A 21,837-nucleotide genomic window follows, 5' to 3' on the forward strand; every position below is an offset into this window, starting at 1 on the left:
TGCGCGCGCGGAAACTTGAGGTATACAATGCGCGCCATCGTGATTTAGCTCAGAAAAGGTGCGTCATGCAGCCCTTCGTAATTGCTCCGTCGATTCTCTCCGCCGACTTCGCCCGCCTCGGCGAAGAAGTAGACAACGTTCTGGCCGCTGGTGCCGACTTCGTGCACTTCGATGTCATGGACAACCACTACGTGCCGAACCTGACCATCGGTCCGATGGTCTGCGCGGCTCTGCGCAAGTACGGCGTCACCGCGCCAATCGACGCGCACCTGATGGTCAGCCCGGTGGATCGCATCGTCGGCGACTTCATCGAGGCCGGCGCGACTTACATCACCTTCCACCCGGAAGCCACACTGCACGTCGATCGTTCGCTGCAACTGATCCGTGAAGGCGGCTGCAAATCCGGCCTGGTGTTCAACCCGGCAACCCCGCTGGACGTGCTCAAGTACGTGATCGACAAGGTCGACATGGTCCTGCTGATGAGCGTCAACCCGGGTTTTGGCGGGCAGAAGTTCATTCCCGGCACCCTCGACAAACTGCGCGAAGCGCGGGCGATCATCGATGCCTCGGGCCGTGACATCCGTCTGGAAATCGACGGCGGCGTCAACGTCAACAACATCCGTGAAATCGCTGCCGCTGGCGCCGACACGTTCGTGGCTGGCTCGGCGATCTTCAACGCGCCGAACTATCAGGAAGTCATCGACAAGATGCGTTCCGAGCTGGCGCTGGCACGTCCATGAGCGGTTTTGAGCAGCTGTTCCCGGGCAAACTGCCACGGTTGGTGATGTTCGATCTGGATGGCACGCTGATCGACTCGGTTCCCGACCTGGCGGCAGCGGTGGACAACATGCTGCTCACCCTCGGCCGCCAACCTGCGGGCATCGAATCGGTACGCGAGTGGGTCGGCAACGGCGCCCCGGTGCTGGTGCGCCGCGCACTGGCCGGCGGCATCGATCATTCTTCAGTGGATGACGTCGAGGCCGAGCACGCGCTGGAGGTTTTCATGGAGGCTTACGGCGCCAGCCATGAGCTGACCGTGGTCTATCCCGGTGTGCGCGACACCCTCAAGTGGCTGCACAAGCAGGGCGTGGCCATGGCGCTGATCACCAACAAGCCGGAGCGCTTTGTCGCACCGCTGCTGGATCAGATGAAAATCGGCCGCTACTTCAAGTGGATCATCGGCGGCGACACGCTCCCGCAGAAGAAACCTGATCCGGCCGCGCTGTTCTTCGTGATGAAAATGGCCAACATTCCGGCCTCGCAATCGCTGTTCGTCGGCGACTCGCGCAGCGATGTGCTGGCGGCGAAAGCGGCGGGGGTCAAATGCGTGGCGCTGAGTTACGGCTACAACCATGGTCGTCCGATTGCCGAGGAATCCCCGGCGCTGGTGATCGACGATCTGCGCAAGCTAATTCCCGGTTGCCTCGTTACGGCCGCTGAGATAACGTTGCCCGACGCTTCTCAATCCCCTTCTGGAAACGCCATCGTGGTGGTCACTCGCAAACTCTGGATGAAAGTCATCAAGGCCCTGGCCCGCTGGCGTTGGCGCGCCTGACTTGTTCCTGGCCGGCCTGCCGGCGCGTTTGCACACCTGACTGATTTGCACCTCACACCACGAGGCACCTTATGATCCGCGAAGAATTTCTGCGCTTGGCCGCCGACGGCTACAACCGCATCCCGTTGGCCTGCGAAACCCTGGCCGACTTCGACACACCGCTGTCGATCTACCTGAAACTGGCTGACCAGCCCAACTCCTACCTGCTCGAATCGGTGCAGGGTGGCGAGAAATGGGGCCGTTATTCGATCATCGGCCTGCCGTGCCGCACAGTGCTGCGGGTTCATGACCATCACGTCAGCGTGACCGTCGATGGCGTCGAGACCGAAAGTCATGACGTTGAAGACCCGTTGGCCTTCGTTGAAACCTTCAAGGCGCGCTACAACGTGCCGACCATCGCCGGTCTGCCGCGTTTCAACGGCGGTCTGGTCGGTTACTTCGGTTACGACTGCGTGCGTTATGTCGAGAAACGCCTGGGCAAGTGCCCGAATCCGGACCCGCTGGGCGTGCCAGACATTTTGCTGATGGTCTCCGACGCCGTCGTGGTGTTCGACAACCTCGCCGGCAAGATGCACGCGATTGTGCTGGCCGATCCGGCGCAGGCCGATGCTTTCGAACAAGGTCAGGCGCAACTGCAGGCGCTGCTGGAGAAACTGCGCCAGCCGATCACCCCGCGTCGTGGCCTGGACTTCAGCAAGCAGCAAGCGGCTGACCCGGTGTTCCGTTCCAGTTTCACCCAGGACGATTACGAAAAAGCCGTCGACACCATCAAGGAGTACATCCTTGCCGGTGACTGCATGCAGGTTGTGCCGTCGCAGCGCATGTCGATCGACTTCAAGGCTGCGCCGATCGATCTGTACCGTGCACTGCGTTGCTTCAATCCGACGCCGTACATGTACTTCTTCAACTTCGGCGATTTCCATGTCGTCGGCAGTTCGCCGGAAGTGCTGGTGCGAGTCGAGGACAACCTGATCACCGTGCGCCCGATTGCCGGTACTCGCCCGCGTGGCGCGACCGAAGAAGCCGATCTGGCGCTGGAAGAAGACCTGCTATCGGACGACAAAGAGATCGCCGAGCACTTGATGCTGATCGATCTCGGTCGTAACGACACTGGGCGCGTTTCGGAAATCGGTTCGGTGAAACTCACCGAGAAAATGGTCATCGAGCGTTATTCCAACGTGATGCACATTGTTTCCAACGTCACCGGGCAGTTGAAGGCCGGGCTGACCGCGATGGATGCACTGCGGGCGATTCTGCCAGCGGGCACCTTGTCCGGCGCGCCGAAAATTCGTGCGATGGAAATCATCGACGAACTGGAGCCGGTCAAGCGTGGCGTGTATGGCGGCGCAGTCGGTTACTTCGCCTGGAACGGCAACATGGACACCGCGATTGCGATCCGTACCGCGGTGATCAAGAACGGCGAACTGCACGTGCAGGCCGGTGGCGGCATCGTCGCCGACTCGGTGCCGGCACTGGAATGGGAAGAAACCCTGAATAAACGCCGCGCGATGTTCCGCGCTGTCGCCCTGGCCGAACAAACCCCGGACTGATCCCCTATCCCCTGTGTGAGAGGGCTTTTGTGGCGAGGGGATTTATCCCCGTTCGACTGCGCAGCAGTCGTAAAAACATTGCATACGATTTGCCTGATACACCGAGGTGTTTGGTTTAGGGGCCGCTTCGCGCCCCAGCGGGGATAAATCCCATCGCCACAGGCAATGTCCATCACTACAGAAAATGTGATGCATAAAAAAGCGGCGCCTGTGATGGCGCCGCTTTTTTATAGCCTGCAACAATCCCCTGTAGGAGCTGCCGCAGGCTGTGATCTTTTGATCTACCGCTTAAAAATCCAACACCACCCCGACATTGACCCCTTGCTGGGTAAAGTCATCATCCTTGCGGATGTTGTAGCCAGCGCGCAGGGCCAGGTCCTGAGTCAGTTTGTGGCTCACGCCCAGATTCAGGCGGTTCAGGTTGGTCTGCGGCGTGTAGCCGTCCAGGGTGTAGCGATTGTTCGGCAGGCTGTTGAGGTTCATCGTCAGATCCTGAGTGTCGTCGTTGTACTCACGTTCATGAGCAAACTCGCCGAACACCTGGGTCTGTGCGGTGATCTGATACTTGCCCTGGATGCCGAGGCCGAGGCGGCGGGAGTTACGCGATTGGTCATCGAAGGTCAGCGCTGTGGAGTCCGCGCCGTTTTCCGAGTAACCATCGACTTCAACTTTGCCGAAATCGGCACTCACGAATGGCGACAGGTGCCATGGGCTGCTGGCCTCAGGCGCGATGTCGTAGCCGACACGACCACCGATGGCCAGTACGTAGCCGTCGGTATCACCTTTTTCGCCACGCTCGTTGACCCCGAGCTGGAACTTGCGCTTCAAGCTGTCGTAATCGAGGTGTCCGGCGGTAATGGCCAAGTCACCCCACCAGCGGTTCTGCTGGTACTGCGCGAACGCCGTACCCATGTAGGAATTGAGTTTGTAGTCCGAGTCGGCGTCGCCGGCTTCAAGTTTCTGGTGATAGAGACCGGCCGCTACGCCGACGCGCCACGCTTCATTGAGGCGATAGCTGCCGCCGATGTTCAGGTTGTAACCATTGCCGTCGGCGCTTGCCGCACTGTGCTGGTCGTCGAAGTCCTGATGCTGGCCACCGCCGGCGACAATCGCCCGCCATTGGCCGACGCCTTGCCAGTTCTCCCAGTCAGCCAGCCATTGGTTACGCAGTTCGTCCTGATGCGCACGCAAAGTGCCCTGGGCCATTTCCGGCAACAGGGTCAATTCCCATGGGGCGGCGAGCAGTGAGTAGGCGTAGTCGGCAATCAGACGCTGGCCGGCTTCGGTCGGGTGCACCGCATCGTTGTAGATCAGCTTGGTCGGATCTGGCGTTGTGCTGTTGATGCCGTACCTGGCGTTCTCGGTGCAACTGTTGCCGCTGAAGCAAGTGGCCGTCAGGTTCTGATCGGTAGCAAGACCGAACTGCGCCGGGTTGGCGAACGCTTCCTTGAGCAGCACTGGAATGTTCAAAGGAATGATTTCGGCGTTGATGTTCTGCAACTGGCCGACCAGTTCAGTGTTGAACTGCGCGCTGAGCTGCGAGGTGAAACTCTGCAATGGCGAGCCGTTGATGGCCGGGGTCAGGCCAATGTCGGGCAGCAGCCAGACCATGATGTATTTGGCGCCGGCGCCTTGTAGCGTGCGGACACTGTCGGCCAGTCGATCCGCCGCAGAACTGGCCTGATCAGGGCTGAGTATGCGGCCTTGCAGGAAGTCGTTACCGCCGCCAGAAATGTAATACAGCGCATTCGGATCGGCACGGAAACCGTTGGACGGCAGATAGCCGGCGCGCGTGCGCTCACCGGTGGCAGATTGCGTGGTGATTGAATCGAGAATCTGGTCGGTGCGATAACCGCCGACTGCCCAATTGTTACCGTCCGGCAGGCCTTCACCGGCGCGTACCGCCGAAGAGGACGAGGCGGTCTGGTCCGGGCTGAAACCGAGTTTGCCACCGATGATCTGTGTGGCATTCAGGTTACGGTTTTCACCGGTGCCATCCTTATAGAGCGGTCCGGTCCGGTTGGTGTAGCGCTGAGTGGCGCCCGCCGGGCCGCCAGGATCGGTGAAAGTCCCCGCATCATTGAGGCTGTCGCCAAAGACCACAAAGTTGGAATAAGGATTGGCTGCAGCATTCGCCTGGGCACAGGCCAATGCGAGCAAGCATCCGGCCAGCGGTACAAACAACGTCTGTTTGATCATGAGCAAGTCCGTTTATTTATTGTTGTAGGTGAACGAAACGACAGTACCAAAAACTTCCGGCCTTTTGCCATCGGTCGCGAATCCTCCCCCGGTTTTATCTCCCGCAAGCCCCGCCATATTGCACGCTCCGCCCAGCTAAGTTACTGTGCCGGAACGTATGAACGAGACCTTCCCCGTGTTGATCACCAGCAAACTTCTGGATCAAGTCATCAAGGCACACGCCCGCTGGCGTTGGCGCGCCTGAATCTTTTCTGCCGGCCCCGCCGGATCTGTATCGCTTTGCCTTCCTTGCCCGTTTGAAATGCCGCTTTGCCGACGCCACTGGCGCGTCCGACATCGTGCAGCGCCCTGCGGGCAAGTCATCTGAAGGCTGTCTTCAAGTCAGAATTCAAGAGGTTCGAAACGCCATGTTGCTGATGATCGACAACTACGACTCCTTTACTTACAACGTTGTGCAATACCTCGGCGAGTTGGGTGCCGAAGTCAAAGTCGTGCGCAACGACGAACTGACCATCGCCGAAATCGAAGCACTCAACCCCGAACGCATCGTGGTGTCCCCCGGTCCTTGCACGCCGACCGAAGCCGGCATCTCCATCGAAGCCATCAAGCACTTTGCCGGCAAACTGCCGATCCTCGGTGTCTGCCTCGGCCACCAGTCCATCGGCCAGGCCTTTGGCGGTGATGTGGTACGTGCCCGCCACGTCATGCACGGTAAGACTAGTCCGGTATTCCACGAGGACAAGGGCGTTTTCGAAGGCCTCAACCATCCGCTGACCGTTACCCGTTACCACTCGCTGATCGTCAAGCACGAGACGTTGCCCGATTGCCTCGAGCTGACCGCGTGGACGCAACTCGATGACGGCAGCGTCGACGAAATCATGGGCCTGCGTCACAAGACCCTGAACATTGAGGGCGTACAGTTCCACCCCGAGTCGATCCTGACCGAACAGGGTCATGAACTGTTTGCCAACTTCCTCAAACAAACCGGCGGCACGCGCTAAGGACTTCCCATGAATATCAAGACAGCCCTGAGCCGTATCGTCGATCACCTCGACCTCAGCACCGATGAAATGCGCGACGTGATGCGCGAAATCATGACCGGCCAATGCACCGACGCGCAGATCGGCGCGTTCATGATGGCCATGCGCATGAAGAGCGAGAGCATCGACGAAATCGTCGGCGCCGTGTCGGTGATGCGTGAGCTGGCCGATCAGGTTGAGCTGAAGACCCTCGACGGCGTGGTCGATGTGGTGGGTACCGGCGGTGACGGTGCGAACATCTTCAACGTCTCGACCGCTTCTTCCTTTGTTGTCGCAGCGGCCGGTTGCACCGTGGCCAAGCACGGCAACCGTGCGGTCTCGGGCAAGAGCGGCAGCGCCGACTTGCTGGAAGCCGCCGGCATTTATCTGAACCTGACGCCGGTGCAAGTCGCCCGTTGCATCGACAACGTCGGCATCGGTTTCATGTTTGCCCAGACCCACCACAAAGCCATGAAGTACGCCGCCGGCCCGCGCCGCGATCTCGGCCTGCGTACGCTGTTCAACATGCTCGGCCCGCTTACGAATCCGGCCGGTGTGAAACATCAGGTGGTGGGCGTGTTCACTCAGGCCTTGTGCCGGCCGCTGGCTGAAGTCTTGCAGCGTCTGGGCAGTAAACACGTACTGGTGGTGCATTCGAAGGACGGCCTGGACGAGTTCAGTCTCGCCGCGCCGACCTTTGTGGCTGAACTGAAGAACAACGAGATCACCGAGTATTGGGTCGAACCCGAAGACTTGGGCATGAAGAGCCAGAGCCTGCACGGTCTGTCGGTCGAAGGCCCGGAAGCGTCGCTGGCGCTGATCCGCGATGCCCTCGGCAAGCGCAAAACCGAAAACGGCCAGAAAGCCGCCGAAATGATTGTGCTCAATGCGGGTGCGGCGCTGTATGCCGCTGACCTGGCCAGCAGTTTGAAACAGGGCGTGGAGCTTGCGCACGACGCTTTGCACACTGGGCTCGCTCGGGAAAAACTCGAGGAGCTGGGTGCCTTTACCGCGGTATTCAAAGTGGAGAATGAGGGATGAGTGTACCGACGGTTCTGGAAAACATTCTGGCGCGCAAAGTTCAGGAAGTCGCCGAGCGTAGCGCTCGCGTCAGCCTGAGCGAGCTGGAAAGTCTGGCCAAGGCGGCCGATGCACCCCGTGGTTTTGCCCAGGCATTGCTGGCGCAAGCCAAGAAGAAGCAGCCGGCAGTGATTGCTGAAATCAAAAAGGCATCGCCGAGCAAAGGCGTGATCCGTGAGAACTTCGTTCCCGCCGACATCGCCAAAAGCTACGAGAAGGGCGGGGCAACCTGTCTTTCCGTGCTGACCGACATCGATTACTTTCAGGGCGCCGACGTTTACCTGCAGCAGGCCCGTGCCGCGTGCAAGTTGCCAGTGATCCGCAAGGACTTCATGATCGATCCGTACCAGATCGTCGAAGCCCGTGCGCTTGGCGCTGACTGTGTGCTGTTGATCGTCTCCGCACTGGACGACGTGAAAATGGCCGAGCTGGCGTCGGTTGCCAAGAGTGTGGGTCTGGATGTGCTGGTGGAAGTGCATGACGGCGATGAGCTGGAACGCGCACTGAAAACACTCGACACGCCGTTGGTCGGGGTCAACAACCGCAACCTGCACACCTTCGACGTCAGTCTGGAAACCACCCTCGACCTGTTGCCGCGTATTCCGCGCGATCGTCTGGTGATCACCGAGAGCGGCATTCTCAACCGTGCCGACGTCGAGCTGATGGAAATCAGCGACGTTTACGCGTTCCTGGTCGGCGAAGCGTTCATGCGCGCTGAAAGCCCGGGGACTGAGTTGCAGCGTCTGTTCTTTCCGGAACGTGGCGTGCCGATCAGCGGTTCGACCCTCGACTGATAAGCTCCAGATCGAGTCGACTCATTCGCGAGCAGGCTCGCTCCCACATTTGGAATGCGTTCCCCTGTAGGAGTGAGCCTGCTCGCGATGAGGTCCTCAAAATCCCTAAAGATTCCAGATCTGCCGGAGCCCTCCATGTCGCTGCCAACCCCCTTGACCATCGAAGCCGGCCTGCAAGCCGAGCAGGATCTGCTGGCCTCGATCTGCGCCGGCGACGCCGAGTTCGGTCTGCTGTTCTGGCAACCCAGCGACCGTGCTCTGGTCATGCCCCGTCGTCTTAACCGTCTACCCGGATTCGAACACGCCTGCGAAGTCTCCGCTGCTGCCGGTTGGCCGGTCCTGTTGCGTGAAACCGGCGGCGAACCCGTCCCGCAATCTGCCGCCACGATCAATATCGCCCTGGTGTATGCCCCGCCCCGCAGCGAAGGCGATCTGAACCGGATCGAAACCGGTTATCGGCGTCTGTGCGATCCGATCTGTCAGTTGCTGGATGAATTGGGGGGTGTTTCGTCGCTGGGTGAAATCGACGGCGCGTTCTGCGACGGTCGTTTCAACGTCAATCTCGACGGACGCAAGATGGTCGGCACCGCGCAACGCTGGCGCCAGAGTCAGGGCGGACAGCGTCCGGTTGGCCTGGTCCACGGTGCGATGCTGATGGATAACGAACGGGAGTCGATGGTCGCTGCGGTCAATCGCTTCAATGAAGCTTGCGGCCTGGAACAGCGGGTGCGGGCGCAAAGCCACATTGCCCTGCACGAAAAATTCAACGCGCCACAGGCGTTGGCGCGTCTCGATGAGCTATTCCGTTTAATGCTGGCGCAGATGTACAGCGCCTGATTTTAGCGGCTTACCGCGTGCCGAAGACCACCATGGTCTTGCCTTTCACATCGACCAGGTTGCGCTCCTCAAGATCCTTGAGCACGCGACCGACCATCTCCCGCGAACAACCGACAATCCGTCCGATTTCCTGACGGGTAACCTTGATCTGCATGCCGTCTGGATGAGTCATGGCGTCCGGCTGCTTGCATAACTCCAGCAGGCAACGGGCGACACGACCGGTCACGTCGAAGAATGCCAGATCGCCAACCTTGCGCGTGGTGTTGCGCAAGCGTTGTGCGATTTGTCCGCTGAGCACGTAAAGAATGTCTGGATCCTGCTGGGATAATTCGCGGAACTTGGCGTAGCTGATCTCTGCGATTTCACACTCGACCTTGGCTCGCACCCAGGCACTGCGTTCCTGTTCCTGGCCGGCTTGTTCGAACAGACCCAGCTCACCGAAGAAATCCCCGGCGTTGAGGTAGGCGATGATCATTTCGCGACCATCGTCGTCCTCGATCAGGATCGTCACCGAGCCTTTGATGATGAAGTACAGCGTGTCCGAACGGTCGCCAGCACAAATAATGTTGCTCTTGGCCGCATGGCGACGGCGCTGGCAATGCATCAACAGCTTGTCGAGGTTCTTGATTTTGGGTGTTGGGGTAATAGCAACCATGGTTGTATCCCGAAAAGACTGCACGGTGATGTTTGATTTTTTTATGAGGCGCTGGAGGCGGTCGCTACACAGCTGGCATGGGCGCCAGCGAATTGGCGCCAGCTTACCAGACACTTCGTCGAAAATTCGAGAAATTACCTACGCTGTAGAGGCGTTCGTCCTAGGATCGCTGCTCGCTGTCAGACCGGGGCGCTGTGCTAAGCTGGCGACCCTTTTTTCTACAGTGGAGTCTTGGCGATGAAGGCACGCATCCAATGGGCTGGCGAAGCCATGTTCCTCGGCGAATCCGGCAGCGGTCACGTCGTGGTCATGGACGGTCCGCCGGACGCAGGTGGTCGTAATCTGGGTGTTCGCCCGATGGAAATGCTCCTGCTGGGCGTCGGTGGTTGCAGTAACTTCGATGTGGTCAGCATTCTGAAGAAGTCCCGTCAGGCAGTTGAAAGCTGCGAAGCCTTCCTTGAAGCCGAGCGTGCGACCGAAGATCCGAAGGTGTTCACCAAGATCCACATGCACTTCGTGGTCAAGGGACGTGGCCTGAAAGAAGCCCAGGTCAAGCGCGCCATCGAGCTGTCCGCCGAAAAGTATTGCTCGGCCTCGATCATGCTGGGCGCCGCTGGTGTGGCAATCACCCACGACTACGAAATCATCGAACTCGGTTGAGCCGACATTCAACTATCATAAAAGCAGTGCAGACTCTGGCGATCCCCCGCTGACGTCTGCATAATGCGCCACTTTTTTCAGGGCAGTGATCGGTCAACCGACGGGTCATCCGCCTGAACAGATAACCAAAATCGCCATCGCGAAGAGGTGTTAACCGTCCTACGCAGGTGCGTTGTTCGCACTTGACGGGCATGCTTGATCACGCGGCCGTGCCGCATACATAGAGAGTTTTTAACGGTGAAAAGCAAACTCAAGCTCCACGGGTTCAATAACCTGACAAAGACCTTGAGCTTCAACATCTATGACATCTGCTACGCGGAGACCCCGCAAGACCAGCAGGCTTACGTCGAGTACATCAATCAAGAGTACAACGCCGAACGCCTGACGCAGATCCTCACGGAAGTTGTCGAAATCATTGGTGCCAACATTCTGAACATTGCGAGTCAGAACTATGAGCCTCAGGGTGCCAGCGTCACGATTCTGATTTCTGAAGAGCCGGTAACCCCGACTGAAAGCCAGATTGAAGAGTCCCCGGGTCCTTTGCCCGAAATTATCCTGGCCCACCTCGACAAGAGCCACATCACGGTGCATACCTACCCGGAAATCCATCCGGACGCCGGTATCGCGACTTTCCGTGTGGACATCGATGTGTCGACCTGTGGTGTTATTTCACCGCTTAAAGCGCTCAACTTCCTCATTCACCAGTTCGATTCGGACATCGTGACTGTGGATTACCGTGTGCGCGGCTTCACCCGTGACGTTGAAGGCAACAAACACTTCATCGATCACGAGATCAATTCGATCCAGAACTACCTTTCCGAAGACACCCGCGACGCGTACCAGATGACCGACGTGAACGTGTACCAGGAAAACCTGTTCCACACCAAAATGCTGCTGAAGAACTTTGAACTGGACAACTACCTGTTCGGTGACGCCACCAGCAATCTGTCCTCTGAGCAACGTGCCCAGGTGACCGATCGTGTGAAACACGAAATGCTGGAAATTTTCTACGCGCGCAATATGCCTGCGTAAGAAATCCAGGCACAAAAAAGGCGACGGTCTCAGGATCGTCGCCTTTTTTATTGCTCAAACAAAGAACCCCGTAGGAGTGAGCCTGCTCGCGATGAGGCCCTCAGCACGCAAACAGACCTCAGATCCGATAGGTACTCTTGGTCATCACCTTGGCCAATAAGCTCATCCCGAACTTCACCGGTGCCGGGAACCGGAAACCACCAGCCTCCAGCGCACTTTCCGCATGATGTTCTTCATCAATACGCATCTGCTCCAGTATTGCCCGGGACTTCTCGTCCTCAACCGGCAACTGCTCCAGATGCTCATTCAAATGCTTGCACACCTGATGCTCGGTCGCCGCAACAAACCCGAGGCTGACCTTGTCGCTGATCAGCCCGGCAACTGCGCCAATGCCGAACGACATGCCGTAGAACAGCGGGTTGAGAATGCTGGTATGGCTGCCCAGTTGGTGAATGCGTTGTTCACACCAGACCAGATGATCAATCTCTTCTTCGGCGGCGTGCTCCATGGCTTCACGTACCTGCGGCAGCTTGGCGGTCAGCGCCTGACCCTGATACAGCGCCTGGGCGCAGACTTCGCCGGTATGGTTGATACGCATCAGGCCGGCGACATGGCGAGTGTCTTCATCGCTCATTTGCGTTTCTGGCTGGAGTATCGCTGGTGACGGACGGTACGGCTGGCCGCTGAAGGGCAGCAGGGTACGCATCGCGGCATCCGCTTGCAGCAGAAGACGGTCAATTGGCGAATAGTGACGTTGGGTAGTCATACTGACCTCCGGGAAGAATCTCGGCGGCCAGTTTAACCGAATCGGCCGGGGGAAGGTTTGCGCTGGGTCATTTGCCACGCTTGATGGGCTCATATGTAGGAGCAGCCTTCGGCAGCTCCTACACACAGGGGCGCGATAGGTCAGCCCGGCGGCCAGTTCATCTGACGCTGACCGAGTACGTGCATATGAATGTGGTAGACGGTCTGCCCACCTTTTTCATTGCAGTTCATCACCACTCGGAAGCCTTCTTCACAACCCAGTTCCAGCGCCAGGCGTTGTGCCGTGAACAGAATGTGCCCGGCCAGTGCCTTGTCGTCTTCGGTGAGGTCGTTGAGGGTGCGCACCGGTTTCTTCGGGATCACCAGGAAATGCACCGGTGCCTGAGGGGCGATGTCGTGGAACGCCAGAACCTGGTCGTCCTCGTAAATGATCTTCGCCGGGATCTCCCGGTTGATGATCTTGGTGAACAGAGTATCCACTGCTGTTTTCTCCGTTGTTTGGGCTGGCCTGAGTTTACTCATGAGGATTGAACCCGCCCAGTGTTTTGCCGTAGGACAGTTCAGCGCGGGCAGTAGGCCTTGTTGACCATGCCAACGATGGTGCGATTGAGCCAGCGCGAACCCAGTCGTGGTAGAAAGGCGAACCAGCGGTTGCGTCGTCCCGGAATGATGATTGCGCGGTTTTTTTCCAGTGCGCGCACGGTGTACAGCGCAACCTCTTCCGGGCTCATCAGCAGTTTGCTGTCTTTGAGTTTGTCGCTGTTCAGTTGTGCGGTACGGAAAAAAGCCGTACGGGTAGGGCCGGGGCAGAGCACCGAAACCTTTACCGCGCTTTGTTTGAGCTCGACCCGCAGTGCTTCGGAGAAGTGCAGCACATAGGCTTTGCTGGCGTAATAGGTGCTCATCCATGGACCGGGATTGAAAGCTGCTACCGAGGCGACATTGAGAATCTGGCCGCCACCCTGCAATGCCATGCTGTTGCCGATCGCATGGCAAAGGCGAGTGAGGGCGAGGATGTTCACTTCAATCAGGTCCTGCTCGGTCATCCAGTCCTGAGCGAGAAACGGACCGCAGGTGCCGATGCCGGCGCAGTTCACCAACAGATCAATCTGTCGGTCGCCTTCTTCCAGTTCCAGCAAAAAACCGGACAGGCGCAGCGGCTCACCCAGGTCGCAGGCACGAAACAACACCTCGACGCCGAAGCGTTGGGTCAGTTCGATTGCAATACTTTCCAGCTGATCACGCTGTCGTGCCACCAGAATCAGGCTGCGGCCACGGCGGGCCAAGGCTTCGGCCATGGCCAGGCCGATGCCGCTGGAGGCGCCAGTGATCAGAGCGTAACGGGTCATGCAATTCTCCATCGCAACAGCTCCGCGCCAGCGACGCGGGTGTCACGGCGGGGAGCGCTGTTCATTCTTTCGCAGAGTCTACAGGGGCCTGCGCCGCTTCGGCTGCATCGTCGGCGGAATTCGCTGCCGGTTCGACCTCGACGTCGATTTCATCGGTGGTCACCGAGCCGCTGTCGTAGCTGCTTTCGAGACTGGTTTCGTACTCCTGCTGAATGGCCGAGATCCCACCAAGCATTCCGCCAACGAAAAACAGCCCGATAAACACGATCCACAGTGCGCTCAGCACCTTGACCGCTGTGCTGTTGGGCGGCGGAGGCGGACCGTAGCGGTTGGCGCCGGTATTGCCCGGCACAACCATGATCACAAAAGGGAAGATGCTGCCCACCAACGGCACAAGGTTGAGCAACCACAGCCAGCCGGACCAACCGATATCGTGCAGGCGTTGCACAGTGAACAGAATGCTGATGACGATGAGCGCCAAGCCTAAAAAGAACGCGATGATGCCGCCGACGATCAGGCCACCCGTAGAGTCGGAGCTGACCAGTCCCACGGCGATCAGTGCAAATATGCTGATAATCGGCAGGCTCACCAGCGTCACGACCATCGTCCAGGCGAGGAAGCGCAGACGTCCGATCCTGCCTTGTACACCTAGCGGTTTCAGTGTTGAAAATTCGGCGAAGGGTTCACCTACGCTGGCGCGAGGTGGTGCATAAGGCGAGTTGGGCTCCGCCACGGGCGCAGATTGTTCGTGGACGTCCGATAGACTCAGCTCGATGGCTGTTTCAGCTTCGATCCGGGCGTCGATCCCGGTTTTGCCCAGCGCTTGCAGATAAGCTTGCGCATCGCCATGGGACAATTCGCGCTTGAGTGCCACCGTCTGGCCATTGAACAAGCGCTCGATGGCGGCCACATCGCTTTTGAACAGGTCCGCCAGATTGAGTTTGGCAGTGGTGATATCGACACCGGGCTGTAGAGCACCGTCGAATACGATTTTGTAACGGGGTTCGCTCATGGCCGAGGCATCCTTGTCGCGAGTAGATTCAAAGGTTGTCAGTGTAAGGCCAGTCGCCTGACGACTGGCCTGATTTTTCTTAGCGTGGCCAACGGGGCGACAATTGTGTAGCGCGCTGCTGAGCCTGGCGATACTCGGCGTCGAGACGCGCGATCAGTTGATCCACGCTGGGCAAGTCATCGATTTGTCCAACACCCTGACCTGCCGACCACACCGTTTTCCAGGCCTTGGCTTCGTCGTTTATCGGTTTGAGCTTGTCGCCGAAATTGACTTCGCCCTTGCCTTGCAGTGCGGCCATATCGAAACCGGCGGCCTGCAGGCTTTGGCGCATGAAACTCGCCGGAACACCCGACACCGCTGGAGTATGAATGATGTCTGCTGCTTTGGCTGTCAGCAGCATCTCCTTATAGGCGTCAGGCGCATGACTCTCCGTAGTGCCGATAAATCGTGTACCGAAGTAGGCCAAATCCGCGCCGAGCAGCTGCGCGGCGAGAATCTCATGGCCATGGTTCAAACATCCTGCAAGCAGCAGCGTTTTGTCGAAGAACTCGCGGATCTCGGCAATCAAGGCGAACGGACTCCAGGTGCCGGCATGGCCCCCAGCGCCGGCCGCGACCGCGATCAAGCCATCAACACCAGCCTCGGCAGCCTTTTCGGCATGCCGGCGAGTAGTGACGTCGTGGAAGACCTGACCCCCATAGCTGTGCACCGCGTCGACCAGTTCCTTCACTGCACCGAGGCTGGTGATGACGATCGGTACCTTATGTTCGACGCAGATATTCAAATCCGCCTGTAAACGCGGGTTGCTGTTGTGCACGATCAGGTTCACCGCATAAGGCGCCGGGTTGTCCAGCGTCGCAAGGCCCGCCTCGATCTGTTCCAGCCAGGCTTTGAACCCGCTGCTTTCGCGCTGGTTCAGCGCCGGGAAACTGCCGACCACGCCGTTTCGGCAGCAGGCAAGCACCAGTTCCGGGTTGGAAATCAGAAACATCGGCGCCGCCACTACGGGCAGGCGCAGACGTTGTTCGAGCAGAGCGGGCAGCGACATTGTGAATACCCCGAAGATCTGTACTTGTTGAAGTTAGAACGGCTTGACCACGACCAGAATTACGATAGCCAGCAATATCAGAACCGGCACTTCATTGAACCAGCGATAAAAGACATGGCTGCGGGTGTTCTCGCCACGGGCAAAACGTTTTACCTGCGCGCCGCACATGTGGTGATAGCCGATCAGCAGGACCACAAGGGTCAACTTGGCGTGGATCCAGCCGCCCATGCTGAAGATGCTTGGGTTGAGATAGATCAGCCAGCCGCCGAAGATCAACGTAGCGATCATCGCCGGGCCCATGATGCCGCGATACAGTTTGCGTTCCATGACGCTGAAGCGTTCCTTGCTGATCGTGTCTTCACTTTGTGCGTGATAAACGAACAGTCTTGGCAGGTAGAACAGGCCGGCAAACCAGCACACGATGCTGACGATATGAAAAGCTTTGATCCATAGATAGAGCATTTTTAGTTATTCCCAGGTTCACGGTAGCCCGGATAGTAGAGGCTTGAGCGTCCGCACGTCACCTTGACGGTTGTCGCAGGGGCGCGCGGCCCCTATTATCGACGGCTTTCCAGTGGGTTCGTTGAGGGCAGGTTTATGGTCAAGGTCGGTATTGTCGGCGGCACGGGTTACACCGGTGTCGAACTGCTGCGTCTGTTGGCACAGCATCCGCAGGCAGAAGTGGTAGTGATCACTTCCCGATCCGAGGCCGGTCTGGCCGTGGCTGACATGTACCCGAACCTTCGCGGTCACTACGACGGCCTGGCGTTCAGCGTTCCGGATATCAAAACTCTGGGCGCTTGCGATGTGGTGTTCTTTGCCACGCCGCACGGTGTTGCTCACGCACTGGCGGGTGAACTGCTGGCGGCGGGCACCAAGGTCATCGACCTGTCGGCTGACTTCCGTCTGCAGGATGCCGAAGAGTGGGCCAAATGGTACGGTCAGCCGCATGGCGCGCCGGAGTTGCTGGATGAAGCGGTATACGGCCTGCCTGAAGTCAATCGCGAGCAAATCAAAAAAGCGCGCCTGATCGCTGTTCCGGGTTGCTATCCAACCGCTACTCAGCTGGGTTTCCTGCCATTGCTTGAGGCGGGTCTGGCCGATGCCTCGCGTCTGATCGCCGACTGCAAATCCGGTGTCAGCGGTGCCGGTCGCGGTGCGGCTGTAGGTTCGCTGTACTCCGAGACGTCGGAAAGCATGAAGGCTTACGCGGTAAAAGGTCACCGTCACCTGCCGGAAATTCGTCAGGGCCTGCGTCGTGCAGCAGGCAAGGATGTCGGTCTGACTTTCGTGCCGCACCTGACGCCGATGATTCGCGGTATTCACTCGACGCTTTACGCGACTGTGGTCGATCGTTCGGTGGATTTGCAGGCACTGTTCGAAAAGCGCTATGCCAACGAACCGTTCGTCGACGTGATGCCAGCCGGCAGCCATCCGGAAACCCGTAGCGTGCGCGGTGCCAACGTCTGCCGTATCGCGGTGCACCGTCCGCAGGATGGCGATCTGGTGGTAGTACTGTCGGTGATCGACAACCTGGTCAAAGGCGCGTCGGGTCAGGCTGTGCAGAACATGAACATTCTGTTTGGCCTGGATGAGCGTTTCGGCCTGTCCCATGCCGGTATGCTGCCGTAACACTTTATCGCGCAAAGCAAAAAGGCCCGTTAAACGGGCCTTTTTGCATTCTGAACAGTTGATCGGCTTTATTGATATACCGTAACAATAGTTGACCGATTTTCTAGGAGAAGCGGATAATGCGCGTCATCACGCATTATGGCGGCGTAACGCCGGGAGATAGTCAGCATGAGCGTCGAATCCTTCACCCCCACGGCTTTGCAATTCACCCAGGGTGCTGCGCACAAGGTGAAGAGCCTGGTCGATGAAGAGGGGAATGATCGCTTGAAGCTGCGCGTATTCGTTACGGGCGGCGGTTGTTCGGGGTTTCAGTACGGTTTCACCTTCGATGAAGATGTGGCCGAGGACGACACCATTGTCGAGCGCGAAGGCGTGAGTCTGGTGGTGGATCCGATGAGTTTTCAATACCTGGCCGGTGCCGAAGTGGACTACCAGGAAGGTCTGGAAGGTTCGCGCTTCGTGATCAAGAACCCGAACGCCACCACCACGTGTGGTTGCGGCTCTTCGTTCTCGATCTGATCGCACTTCGCTGTACACAACAAAACGCCGCAGAGCCTCACGGTTCTGCGGCGTTTTTTGTTGTCGGTGTTTTGCTCAGTTGGGATAGATGGCGCCGAGTACACGCAGGCCTTTGGCGCCGGTGACGCTTGGGCGGTTGGCTGCGATACCCTCGAGGCAGCAATGGGCGAGCCAGGCAAAGGCCATCGCTTCGACCCAGTCCGGATCTACGCCGTGGGTGGCGGTACTGGCGACTTTTGCATTCGGCAGCAAGTCCGCCAGGCGTTTCATTAGCGTGGCGTTGTGTGCGCCGCCGCCGCAAACCAACAGTTCCTGAGTATCCGACTGAGCGCTTTGCAGCGACTCGACAATGGTCAACGCGGTCAGCTCGAGTAGTGTGGCTTGTACGTTTTCCGCGGCGAAGGCGGGCAGGCGTGAGAGATGTTGTTCCAGCCAGAGCAGGTTGAACACCTCTCGGCCAGTGCTTTTCGGGCCCTTGGTGACGAAGAACGGATCGCTGAGTAACGCCTCCAGCAATGTCGGCTCAACGGAACCTGTTTTTGCCCAGTCGCCATTGCGATCGTAGTTTTCGCCGCGTTGCTGCTGAATCCAGGCGTCCATCAGAACATTCCCTGGGCCGCAGTCGAAACCGGCTACAGGCTTGGTCGGCTCTATCAGGCTGAGATTGCTGAAACCACCGACATTCAAGACCGCCTGGTTGCCGGTACGCTCTTCGAATAAAGCTTCATGGAAGGCGGGCACCAGAGGTGCGCCTTGGCCGCCGGCAGCGACGTCTCGACTGCGGAAGTCGCTGACGACGGTAATGCCTGTCAGCTCAGTCAGCAGGGCAGGGCTACCAATCTGCACGGTGAAACCGCGTACGGGCTCATGGCGGATGGTCTGGCCGTGGCTGCCGATTGCGCGGATGTCTTCAGGCTTGAGTCGTTGCTGATCGAGAAGGGTGTTAATGCCCTGAGCGGCGAGCTTCACCCAGTGCTGCTGGGCAATCGCCGAGCGGGCGATCTCGTCAGGGCCGCTGGCGCACAAGCCAAGAAGCTCGGTGCGCAGCGAGTCAGGCATGGGAATGTAGTGCGTGGCGATCAGTTTGATCGCCGAGGTCTGCTCGATCAAGGCGATGTCCAGACCGTCGAGGCTGGTTCCGGACATCACGCCGATATACAGAGCCATCGCTTAACGCTTGCTCGAGGCCAGCATGGTAGCCTTTTCCTGGTCCATGCGCGCCATCAGCGGCTGGCTCTGGGCGAGGAAGCGCGCACGTTCGGCTTTGGCAATCGGATCAGCCATTGGCAGCTTCTGGCCCAGTGGATCGACGTGAACGCCGTTAACCTGGAACTCGTAGTGCAAGTGCGGGCCAGTCGACAGACCGGTAGTGCCGATGTAGCCGATCACTTGGCCCTGCTTCACGGTACCACCGGTTTTAACGCCTTTGGCGAAGCCCTGCATGTGACCGTACAGCGTGCGGTAGGTGTTGCCGTGCTGGATGATCACAGTGTTGCCGTAACCACCGCGGCGACCGGCGAGCAGCACTTTACCGTCACCGGCAGCCTTGATTGGCGTGCCGCGCGGCGCTGCGTAATCGACGCCCTTGTGAGCGCGGATCTTGTTGAGGATCGGGTGTTTGCGGCCCATGGAGAACTTGGAGCTGATGCGGGCGAAATCCACCGGCGTACGAATGAACGCCTTGCGCATGCTGTTGCCATCGGCGGTGTAATAGCTGCTGTTACCTTGCTTGTTGGTGTAACGCACGGCGGTGTAGGTCTTGCCGCGGTTGGTAAAGCGCGCAGAGAGGATCGGGCCATTGCCGACAGCCTTGCCGTTGACCACTTTCTGCTCGTAAATCACGTCGAATTCGTCGCCCTGGCGGATATCCTGAGCGAAGTCGACGTCATAGCCGAATACGCTGGCCATATCCATGGTCAGGCTATGCGACAGGCCGGCGCGGGCGGCGGACTGAGACAACGAGCTATTGATTACGCCGTGGACGTAGGCGGTGCGAACGGTGGGTTTTGCGGTGACGCGGTTAAAGGCATAACCCTTGTCATTCTTGGTCAGGGTGATGGTTTCAACATCACTGACCTTGCTGTGCAGGCTGGTCAGTTGACCTTCGGGGTTAAGTTCGAACTCGAGCTTCTGGCCGTGTTTGAGCTGGCTGAACTGCTTGGCTTGCTTGTCGCTGGCCAGAATTTCATGCACGGCTGCGGCTGGCAAACCTACCTTTTCAAACAGCGTAGACAGCGTATCGCCTTTCGCTACAACAACTTCGCGATGGCCTGGGGCTTTTGGTTTTTCGGCGACGGGAGCTCGCGCAGGTGCGGCTTCAGCAGCTTGCGAGGTGCTTTCGTCGCTGTTTTCTATCTGTGCAAACGGAGAGGTTACGGGCTCATTTGTGGCTTGAGCCGCGTCGGCAGCGTCTTGATCTTGTGTCAGTTGTTCAGCAGGACTTTCCAGTTCAAGGCTCAGGGTCGTCTTTTTGGCTTCAACATCGCTGGAAGGAAATACCAGGAGCGCCAGGCTGAGTAGGGCGGCGATACCACTTGCGGCGAGCAGGTGGGTCTTCGGGTAAAGCGGTGGCGCTTTAGACGGTTCAGTGGTCATAAGTAATTTTGACTTTGAAAAGTGATGAATTGGAAAAGATGAATGACATGATGAAGATGAAATAACTGTATAAAATATAACCAAATCATCTCTGAAGCAAGTCTACAGACACCGCGTCTGTGGATTGGTGTCCGTGCGCCGGGCAAAACTTGTAATTGGTGCACGATCTTGTATGGTTGGTTCCCTTTGAATCTGAGCCTTGCGGGTCTGTTATGAAGTCGGTTGAAGAGCAGCTAGCGCTGATTAAACGTGGTGCGGAAGAACTATTGGTCGAGTCCGAGCTGATCGAGAAGCTCAAGCGCGGCCAACCGCTGCGTATTAAAGCTGGTTTCGACCCGACCGCTCCGGATCTGCACTTGGGTCATACCGTGCTTATTAATAAGCTGCGTCAGTTCCAGGAGCTGGGGCATCAGGTGATCTTCCTTATAGGTGACTTCACCGGGATGATCGGTGATCCGAGCGGCAAGAGTGCCACTCGTCCTCCGCTGACTCGCGAGCAGGTCTTGGAAAACGCTGAGACCTACAAAACTCAGGTTTTCAAGATTCTTGATCCGGCGAAAACCGAAGTTGCATTCAACTCTACCTGGATGGATCAGATGGGGCCGGCGGACTTCATTCGCCTGACTTCGCAATACACGGTCGCTCGTATGCTCGAGCGTGATGATTTCGACAAGCGCTACACCACCAATCAACCGATCGCCATTCACGAGTTCCTCTATCCGCTGGTTCAGGGTTACGACTCGGTTGCTCTGCGCGCGGATGTCGAGCTGGGCGGTACTGATCAGAAGTTCAACTTGCTGATGGGGCGTGAGCTGCAGCGCGGCTATGGTCAAGAGGCTCAGTGCATTCTGACCATGCCGTTGCTTGAGGGTCTGGATGGCGTGAAGAAGATGTCCAAGTCGTTGGGCAACTATGTCGGTATTCAGGAGGCGCCAGGCGTCATGTATAGCAAGCTGGTTTCGATTCCTGATGCGCTGATGTGGCGCTACTTCGAATTGCTCAGCTTCCGTTCGATGGATGAGATCAATGCGTTTCGTGCTGATGTTGAGGCGGGCGCCAATCCGCGTGACATCAAAATCAAGCTGGCTGAAGAGCTCGTTGCGCGTTTTCATGGTGAAGAGGCGGCGGCGAATGCTCACCGGGGTGCGGGCAATCGCATGAAGGAAGGTGAGTTGCCGGATGATTTGCCGGAAATCGAGTTGGCCTCTACTGAGGATATGCCGATTGCCGCTGTCCTTAATAAGGCGGGTCTGGTTAAGAACTCGGCAGCTGCTCGGGATCTGTTGGCGGCAGGCGGTGTGCGTGTGGATGGTGAGGTGGTTGATCGCTCCTTTATATACGTAGTCGGGGCGACCCATGTTTGCCAGGCCGGCAAGAAGGCTTTCGCACGCATTACGCTGAAATCTGAATAAAGTTTGAATTAGGGATTGACGGCGAATTCTGGAGGCCTATAATTCGCCCCGCTTCCGGTGCAGTCGAAACGGAAAACTCCTTGAGATTCAATGAGTTATGTAGGTTTAGGCAGCAGTTGCTTCA

The 21,837-nt window shown here is 58.2% G+C and carries 22 protein-coding genes; 12 read left to right on the plus strand and 10 right to left on the minus strand.

Annotated elements, in window-relative coordinates; translation table 11 throughout:
• The first annotated feature begins 65 nt into the window (after positions 1 to 65).
• From rpe to trpE, 3 genes are all read left to right on the plus strand, one after another.
• Entirely contained in the window at positions 66 to 740 is a 675-nt protein-coding gene (gene rpe / locus JFT86_RS09750; RefSeq protein ID WP_007918813.1) for a ribulose-phosphate 3-epimerase, read from the plus strand.
• A complete protein-coding gene (locus JFT86_RS09755) occupies positions 737 to 1,555 on the plus strand; it encodes a phosphoglycolate phosphatase (protein WP_201236587.1) in 819 nt (272 codons plus the stop codon). Before rpe ends, JFT86_RS09755 begins: the two co-directional genes overlap by 4 nt.
• Positions 1,556 to 1,626: 71 nt before the next feature.
• Positions 1,627 to 3,105 (plus strand): anthranilate synthase component I, encoded by a 1,479-nt coding sequence (gene trpE / locus JFT86_RS09760; RefSeq protein WP_201236588.1) that lies wholly within the window; start codon positions 1,627 to 1,629, stop codon positions 3,103 to 3,105.
• A gap of 288 nt (positions 3,106 to 3,393) precedes the next feature.
• On the opposite strand, the gene estP is transcribed toward trpE, so the two are convergent.
• Entirely contained in the window at positions 3,394 to 5,304 is a 1,911-nt protein-coding gene (estP, locus tag JFT86_RS09765) for an esterase EstP (RefSeq protein ID WP_201236589.1), read from the minus strand.
• A gap of 407 nt (positions 5,305 to 5,711) precedes the next feature.
• On the opposite strand from estP, the gene JFT86_RS09770 reads away from it, so the two are divergent.
• The 4 genes from JFT86_RS09770 to JFT86_RS09785 all read left to right on the plus strand — a co-directional run bounded on the left by JFT86_RS09770 (position 5,712) and on the right by JFT86_RS09785 (position 9,034).
• A complete protein-coding gene (locus tag JFT86_RS09770) occupies positions 5,712 to 6,305 on the plus strand; it encodes an aminodeoxychorismate/anthranilate synthase component II (RefSeq protein ID WP_201236590.1) in 594 nt (197 codons plus the stop codon).
• 9 nt (positions 6,306 to 6,314) lie between these two features.
• Complete coding sequence (gene trpD, locus JFT86_RS09775; protein ID WP_103304391.1) at positions 6,315 to 7,364, plus strand: anthranilate phosphoribosyltransferase; 1,050 nt, start codon at positions 6,315 to 6,317, stop codon at positions 7,362 to 7,364.
• Positions 7,361 to 8,197 (plus strand): indole-3-glycerol phosphate synthase TrpC, encoded by an 837-nt coding sequence (gene trpC, locus JFT86_RS09780; protein WP_201236591.1) that lies wholly within the window; start codon positions 7,361 to 7,363, stop codon positions 8,195 to 8,197. The genes trpD and trpC overlap by 4 nt, the downstream gene beginning before the upstream one ends.
• 135 nt (positions 8,198 to 8,332) lie before the next feature.
• The gene (locus JFT86_RS09785; RefSeq protein ID WP_201236592.1) at positions 8,333 to 9,034 is read left to right on the plus strand and encodes a lipoate--protein ligase family protein; all 702 of its coding nucleotides are present in this window, start codon (positions 8,333 to 8,335) and stop codon (positions 9,032 to 9,034) included.
• Between the two features lie 10 nt (positions 9,035 to 9,044).
• Here the strand turns inward: JFT86_RS09785 and crp are convergent, their stop codons facing one another.
• Entirely contained in the window at positions 9,045 to 9,689 is a 645-nt protein-coding gene (crp, locus tag JFT86_RS09790) for a cAMP-activated global transcriptional regulator CRP (RefSeq protein WP_103304388.1), read from the minus strand.
• 237 nt (positions 9,690 to 9,926) lie between these two features.
• On the opposite strand from crp, the gene JFT86_RS09795 reads away from it, so the two are divergent.
• Both JFT86_RS09795 and speD read left to right on the plus strand, forming a co-directional pair.
• A complete protein-coding gene (locus JFT86_RS09795; protein WP_007941657.1) occupies positions 9,927 to 10,349 on the plus strand; it encodes an OsmC family protein in 423 nt (140 codons plus the stop codon).
• A gap of 237 nt (positions 10,350 to 10,586) precedes the next feature.
• Positions 10,587 to 11,381: an adenosylmethionine decarboxylase gene (speD, locus tag JFT86_RS09800; RefSeq protein WP_150593738.1), complete on the plus strand. Its 795-nt coding sequence runs from the start codon at positions 10,587 to 10,589 to the stop codon at positions 11,379 to 11,381.
• A 118-nt stretch (positions 11,382 to 11,499) separates the two neighbouring features.
• Here the strand turns inward: speD and coq7 are convergent, their stop codons facing one another.
• From coq7 to hemJ, 6 genes are all read right to left on the minus strand, one after another.
• The gene (coq7, locus tag JFT86_RS09805; protein WP_201236593.1) at positions 11,500 to 12,147 is read right to left on the minus strand and encodes a 2-polyprenyl-3-methyl-6-methoxy-1,4-benzoquinone monooxygenase; all 648 of its coding nucleotides are present in this window, start codon (positions 12,145 to 12,147) and stop codon (positions 11,500 to 11,502) included.
• 140 nt (positions 12,148 to 12,287) lie between these two features.
• Positions 12,288 to 12,626, minus strand: coding sequence for a histidine triad nucleotide-binding protein (locus JFT86_RS09810; protein ID WP_003228789.1), 339 nt, complete (start codon positions 12,624 to 12,626; stop codon positions 12,288 to 12,290).
• 80 nt (positions 12,627 to 12,706) lie between these two features.
• A complete protein-coding gene (locus JFT86_RS09815) occupies positions 12,707 to 13,495 on the minus strand; it encodes an SDR family oxidoreductase (protein ID WP_025113537.1) in 789 nt (262 codons plus the stop codon).
• 61 nt (positions 13,496 to 13,556) lie between these two features.
• Positions 13,557 to 14,507: a DUF805 domain-containing protein gene (locus JFT86_RS09820; protein WP_201236594.1), complete on the minus strand. Its 951-nt coding sequence runs from the start codon at positions 14,505 to 14,507 to the stop codon at positions 13,557 to 13,559.
• 79 nt (positions 14,508 to 14,586) lie between these two features.
• Entirely contained in the window at positions 14,587 to 15,555 is a 969-nt protein-coding gene (locus tag JFT86_RS09825) for a nitronate monooxygenase family protein (protein ID WP_201236595.1), read from the minus strand.
• A 33-nt stretch (positions 15,556 to 15,588) separates the two neighbouring features.
• Entirely contained in the window at positions 15,589 to 16,017 is a 429-nt protein-coding gene (gene hemJ / locus JFT86_RS09830; RefSeq protein WP_034155111.1) for a protoporphyrinogen oxidase HemJ, read from the minus strand.
• Positions 16,018 to 16,152: 135 nt separating this feature from the next.
• On the opposite strand from hemJ, the gene argC reads away from it, so the two are divergent.
• Positions 16,153 to 17,187 carry an N-acetyl-gamma-glutamyl-phosphate reductase gene (gene argC, locus JFT86_RS09835; protein WP_016983465.1) on the plus strand — a complete coding sequence of 345 codons (1,035 nt, stop codon included), beginning with the start codon at positions 16,153 to 16,155 and terminating at the stop codon, positions 17,185 to 17,187.
• Between the two features lie 168 nt (positions 17,188 to 17,355).
• Positions 17,356 to 17,706 (plus strand): iron-sulfur cluster insertion protein ErpA, encoded by a 351-nt coding sequence (gene erpA / locus JFT86_RS09840; protein WP_003228776.1) that lies wholly within the window; start codon positions 17,356 to 17,358, stop codon positions 17,704 to 17,706.
• 75 nt (positions 17,707 to 17,781) lie between these two features.
• Here erpA and JFT86_RS09845 read toward each other — a convergent pair whose 3' ends face one another.
• Positions 17,782 to 18,873, minus strand: a complete 1,092-nt coding sequence (locus tag JFT86_RS09845; protein ID WP_201236596.1) for an anhydro-N-acetylmuramic acid kinase — start codon at positions 18,871 to 18,873, stop codon at positions 17,782 to 17,784.
• 3 nt (positions 18,874 to 18,876) lie between these two features.
• Positions 18,877 to 20,301 (minus strand): peptidoglycan DD-metalloendopeptidase family protein, encoded by a 1,425-nt coding sequence (locus JFT86_RS09850; protein WP_201236597.1) that lies wholly within the window; start codon positions 20,299 to 20,301, stop codon positions 18,877 to 18,879.
• Between the two features lie 212 nt (positions 20,302 to 20,513).
• On the opposite strand from JFT86_RS09850, the gene tyrS reads away from it, so the two are divergent.
• On the plus strand, positions 20,514 to 21,713 hold the full coding sequence (gene tyrS / locus JFT86_RS09855) for a tyrosine--tRNA ligase (protein ID WP_201236598.1): 1,200 nt from the start codon (positions 20,514 to 20,516) through the stop codon (positions 21,711 to 21,713).
• The last annotated feature ends 124 nt before the right edge of the window (positions 21,714 to 21,837 follow it).

The organism is Pseudomonas sp. TH06 (assembly GCF_016651305.1).
Classification (GTDB): Bacteria; Pseudomonadota; Gammaproteobacteria; order Pseudomonadales; family Pseudomonadaceae; genus Aquipseudomonas.

Excerpts from the sequence above, each read along its gene's own strand:
- rpe (WP_007918813.1), top strand. The coding sequence starts at position 66 with ATGCAGCCCTTCGTAATTGCTCCGTCGATTCTCTCCGCCGACTTCGCC.
- JFT86_RS09755 (WP_201236587.1), top strand. The coding sequence starts at position 737 with ATGAGCGGTTTTGAGCAGCTGTTCCCGGGCAAACTGCCACGGTTGGTG.
- trpE (WP_201236588.1), top strand. The coding sequence starts at position 1,627 with ATGATCCGCGAAGAATTTCTGCGCTTGGCCGCCGACGGCTACAACCGC.
- estP (WP_201236589.1), bottom strand. The coding sequence starts at position 5,304 with ATGATCAAACAGACGTTGTTTGTACCGCTGGCCGGATGCTTGCTCGCA.
- JFT86_RS09770 (WP_201236590.1), top strand. The coding sequence starts at position 5,712 with ATGTTGCTGATGATCGACAACTACGACTCCTTTACTTACAACGTTGTG.
- trpD (WP_103304391.1), top strand. The coding sequence starts at position 6,315 with ATGAATATCAAGACAGCCCTGAGCCGTATCGTCGATCACCTCGACCTC.
- trpC (WP_201236591.1), top strand. The coding sequence starts at position 7,361 with ATGAGTGTACCGACGGTTCTGGAAAACATTCTGGCGCGCAAAGTTCAG.
- JFT86_RS09785 (WP_201236592.1), top strand. The coding sequence starts at position 8,333 with ATGTCGCTGCCAACCCCCTTGACCATCGAAGCCGGCCTGCAAGCCGAG.
- crp (WP_103304388.1), bottom strand. The coding sequence starts at position 9,689 with ATGGTTGCTATTACCCCAACACCCAAAATCAAGAACCTCGACAAGCTG.
- JFT86_RS09795 (WP_007941657.1), top strand. The coding sequence starts at position 9,927 with ATGAAGGCACGCATCCAATGGGCTGGCGAAGCCATGTTCCTCGGCGAA.
- coq7 (WP_201236593.1), bottom strand. The coding sequence starts at position 12,147 with ATGACTACCCAACGTCACTATTCGCCAATTGACCGTCTTCTGCTGCAA.
- JFT86_RS09815 (WP_025113537.1), bottom strand. The coding sequence starts at position 13,495 with ATGACCCGTTACGCTCTGATCACTGGCGCCTCCAGCGGCATCGGCCTG.
- JFT86_RS09820 (WP_201236594.1), bottom strand. The coding sequence starts at position 14,507 with ATGAGCGAACCCCGTTACAAAATCGTATTCGACGGTGCTCTACAGCCC.
- JFT86_RS09825 (WP_201236595.1), bottom strand. The coding sequence starts at position 15,555 with ATGTCGCTGCCCGCTCTGCTCGAACAACGTCTGCGCCTGCCCGTAGTG.
- hemJ (WP_034155111.1), bottom strand. The coding sequence starts at position 16,017 with ATGCTCTATCTATGGATCAAAGCTTTTCATATCGTCAGCATCGTGTGC.
- argC (WP_016983465.1), top strand. The coding sequence starts at position 16,153 with ATGGTCAAGGTCGGTATTGTCGGCGGCACGGGTTACACCGGTGTCGAA.
- erpA (WP_003228776.1), top strand. The coding sequence starts at position 17,356 with ATGAGCGTCGAATCCTTCACCCCCACGGCTTTGCAATTCACCCAGGGT.
- JFT86_RS09845 (WP_201236596.1), bottom strand. The coding sequence starts at position 18,873 with ATGGCTCTGTATATCGGCGTGATGTCCGGAACCAGCCTCGACGGTCTG.
- JFT86_RS09850 (WP_201236597.1), bottom strand. The coding sequence starts at position 20,301 with ATGACCACTGAACCGTCTAAAGCGCCACCGCTTTACCCGAAGACCCAC.
- tyrS (WP_201236598.1), top strand. The coding sequence starts at position 20,514 with ATGAAGTCGGTTGAAGAGCAGCTAGCGCTGATTAAACGTGGTGCGGAA.